A 2,877-nucleotide genomic window follows, 5' to 3' on the forward strand; every position below is an offset into this window, starting at 1 on the left:
GGACTTCTACTTGCGAGAACCACACTATCCTCTTCGTCGGCAGCGTCAGATGTTTATATGAGACAGCAACCAAATATTGATATATGTAATACCTTTTGCATTCAAAATATCTGTTGTTAATTTTTGCAATTCCCAACCAATAATTACATTATTGACATCAAAAAAATTATCAAAATAATCTAATGATTCTTTTGTTATTTCTTCAAAATCTACTAATCTAGAATGACTTTCGTTATAACTCATACCAGACTTCATGAAAAAAATATCGCGATTAAATCTACTTATTTTAGAAGTAAAGTCAGTAGGATAAATTTTTGCTTCAAGCCCTATACAAGATAACGTTACTTTTAGTAAAGATAAAATTCTGTCTGCATGCCAATACAAAGCCTCAACAGGTTCTGCTAAAAAATCTACCGTAAGAACGGTATGTTTTTTGAATTTATTTTCCACTACTATATTTTCCTTTAAATAAAATTTAAATCTATCTTATTTTAAAAATAAGCAACGTAATGCGGATATTAAATTAATATATAAAATATCCGCATCTTATATATTTACTTATCCAACTTCGGAATCACCGAACCTTCACCCAGTTGTACCAAACCCGTTTGCGCGTAAATGCCCAATTTGGTGCGCGTGTCGGAAATATCCAAATTACGCATCGTTAATTGTCCAATGCGGTCAAGCGGTGTAAACGCTGCATTTTCTACTTTTTCCATAGATAAACGCTCTGGTGCATAAGTCAAGTTTGGTGATTCGGTGTTCAAGATTGAGTAATCGTTGCCACGGCGCAATTCCAAAGTTACTTCGCCTGTAATCGCTTTTGCTACCCAGCGTTGCGCGGTTTCACGCAACATCAAGGCTTGCGAATCAAACCAACGACCTTGATACAGCAAACGTCCCAAGCGCAAACCGTTGATGCGGTATTGCTCAATCGTGTCTTCATTATGAATGCCTGTTACCAAACGCTCGTACGCAATGTGGAACAACGCCATCGCTGGGGCTTCGTAAATACCGCGTGATTTCGCTTCAATAATACGGTTTTCAATTTGGTCTGACATACCCAAACCATGACGACCGCCAATTTTGTTGGTTTCCAAGAACAAATCCACAGGGTTGGCAAATTCCACACCATTCAATGCAACAGGTACACCTTCTTCAAAACGCACGGTAACGACTTCGGGCTTAATTTCCACGCTTTCGTCCCAAAATGCTACACCCATGATTGGCTTCACAATTTTGATACCAGAGTTCAAAAATTCCAAATCTTTCGCTTCGTGCGTTGCACCGAGCATATTGCTGTCGGTTGAATACGCTTTTTCAACAGACATTTTGTAGTCAAAACCGTTGGCAATCAAAAATTCTGACATTTCTTGGCGACCGCCCAATTCGTCAATAAATTGTTGGTCAAGCCATGGTTTGTAGATTTTCAGGGCTGGATTGGTTAGCAAACCGTAGCGGTAGAAACGTTCAATATCGTTGCCTTTGTAGGTGCTGCCGTCGCCCCAAATGTTTACGTCATCTTGCTTCATCGCGGCAACCAGCATTGTGCCAGTAACGGCGCGACCCAATGGCGTGGTGTTGAAATACGGCATACCGCCTGTTGAAACGTGGAACGCGCCACATTGAATCGCAGCGATGCCTTCGTGCGCCAACTGGCTGCGACAGTCAATCAAACGCGCCACTTCTGCGCCGTATTGTTTGGCTTTTTCGGGAATGGCGTTGTAGTCGTCTTCGTCTGGCTGACCCAAGTTTGCGGTGTAGGCGTAAGGATTCGCGCCTTTCAGTTTCATCCACAACAATGCGGCTGACGTATCCAAACCGCCCGAGAAGGCGATGCCGACTTTTTGTCCAATGGGTAAATTTTGTAAAATGGTGGCGTTGCTCATGTCTGCGTCCTAGTCAATGATTAAATAAAAGAACGTGCGAATTATAAACGATTTTGCACCAAAGCAGCCTGCATTTTTTAGCGAAAAAACTGTCCACAACAGGCTTTGAATTTACGCGCCGAACCGCAAATGCAGGCTGCTTTGAAGCTCGGCAGCGGAACGGTTGGGTCAATAAAACACCAACGCCCGTTTTGTTGTACAAATGCCGAACATTCGTGATGCTGCTGCGTTTGTCCGTTTTCGGCAAAATGGGCGATAAATTCCACTTGCGCGTGATGCGGTTTGATGTGGGCAATGTGCTGCAACACGTCCAAACCCAGCCATGTGGCTTGCTCCGACCACGCGGCAATGCTGGCGGTGTCCAGCAGATGTTGTTGCACTGGCACGGTTGTTTGCACAATGTAAGCGATGTTTTGTGTGGCATAGGCGGCATAGCGCGAACGCATCAGTTGCTCGGCAGTTTGCGCGTGGGCGTGTTGGCGATGTAGGGGCGCACAGCATTGTTCGTAGGGTAAGGACGATCGGCAGGGGCAAGCGGTGTTCATGGTGTTTGGGTGTGATGAAATGGTGCCATTATAGTGCAAAGTGCAGGCTGCTTTTTCTGTTTTATCAAAGCAGGCTGACACTTTTGCAAAACCCCAGATTTGAGTGCAGTTCAAAGTGATAGCATCGCAGAACGCGCAGATAATATTGAAATATTTTCAAGCGTTCGAGAAGCGCATCACGAAGAAGTGCGCCAAAGATGGGGTTTTGCAAAGGTCTCAGCCTGCACTTTTGGTTATAATCACGTCATTTAATCCACCGAAAGAAAACCATGCATTCCCTACACAAGATTTTATGGCTAGGCATAGGGGCTAATGACATTTTAGCTATAATTTCAACCAAATCAAAGCACAAGCTAATGACACGGTACTTTCATAATTACGTTTTAATTTATCGTACCGTGTTGCCAGCGCACGAAAATGCTTTAATCGTGCAAAAGCATTTT

The 2,877-nt window shown here is 43.5% G+C and carries 2 protein-coding genes and 1 pseudogene; all 3 read right to left on the minus strand.

Translation table 11 applies throughout. From position 1 onward, the window contains the following. Positions 1–554: 554 nt before the first annotated feature. Positions 555–1,889: an argininosuccinate synthase gene (argG, locus tag BQ5809_RS07970; protein WP_003788874.1), complete on the minus strand. Its 1,335-nt coding sequence runs from the start codon at positions 1,887–1,889 to the stop codon at positions 555–557. A gap of 77 nt (positions 1,890–1,966) precedes the next feature. Then, positions 1,967–2,434 carry a YchJ family protein gene (locus BQ5809_RS07975; protein ID WP_032827917.1) on the minus strand — a complete coding sequence of 156 codons (468 nt, stop codon included), beginning with the start codon at positions 2,432–2,434 and terminating at the stop codon, positions 1,967–1,969. 324 nt (positions 2,435–2,758) lie between these two features. Further along, positions 2,759–2,877: pseudogene (locus BQ5809_RS10490) on the minus strand (IS5/IS1182 family transposase); the annotation flags it as partial.

Origin of the sequence: Kingella kingae ATCC 23330, assembly GCF_900111845.1 — a bacterium.
In the GTDB taxonomy this organism is placed as follows: Bacteria; Pseudomonadota; Gammaproteobacteria; order Burkholderiales; family Neisseriaceae; genus Kingella; species Kingella kingae.

What these genes read in the sequence shown, in the direction of transcription:
- BQ5809_RS07975 (WP_032827917.1), bottom strand. Translation starts at nt 2,434, where the DNA reads ATGAACACCGCTTGCCCCTGCCGATCGTCCTTACCCTACGAACAATGC.
- argG (WP_003788874.1), bottom strand. Translation starts at nt 1,889, where the DNA reads ATGAGCAACGCCACCATTTTACAAAATTTACCCATTGGACAAAAAGTC.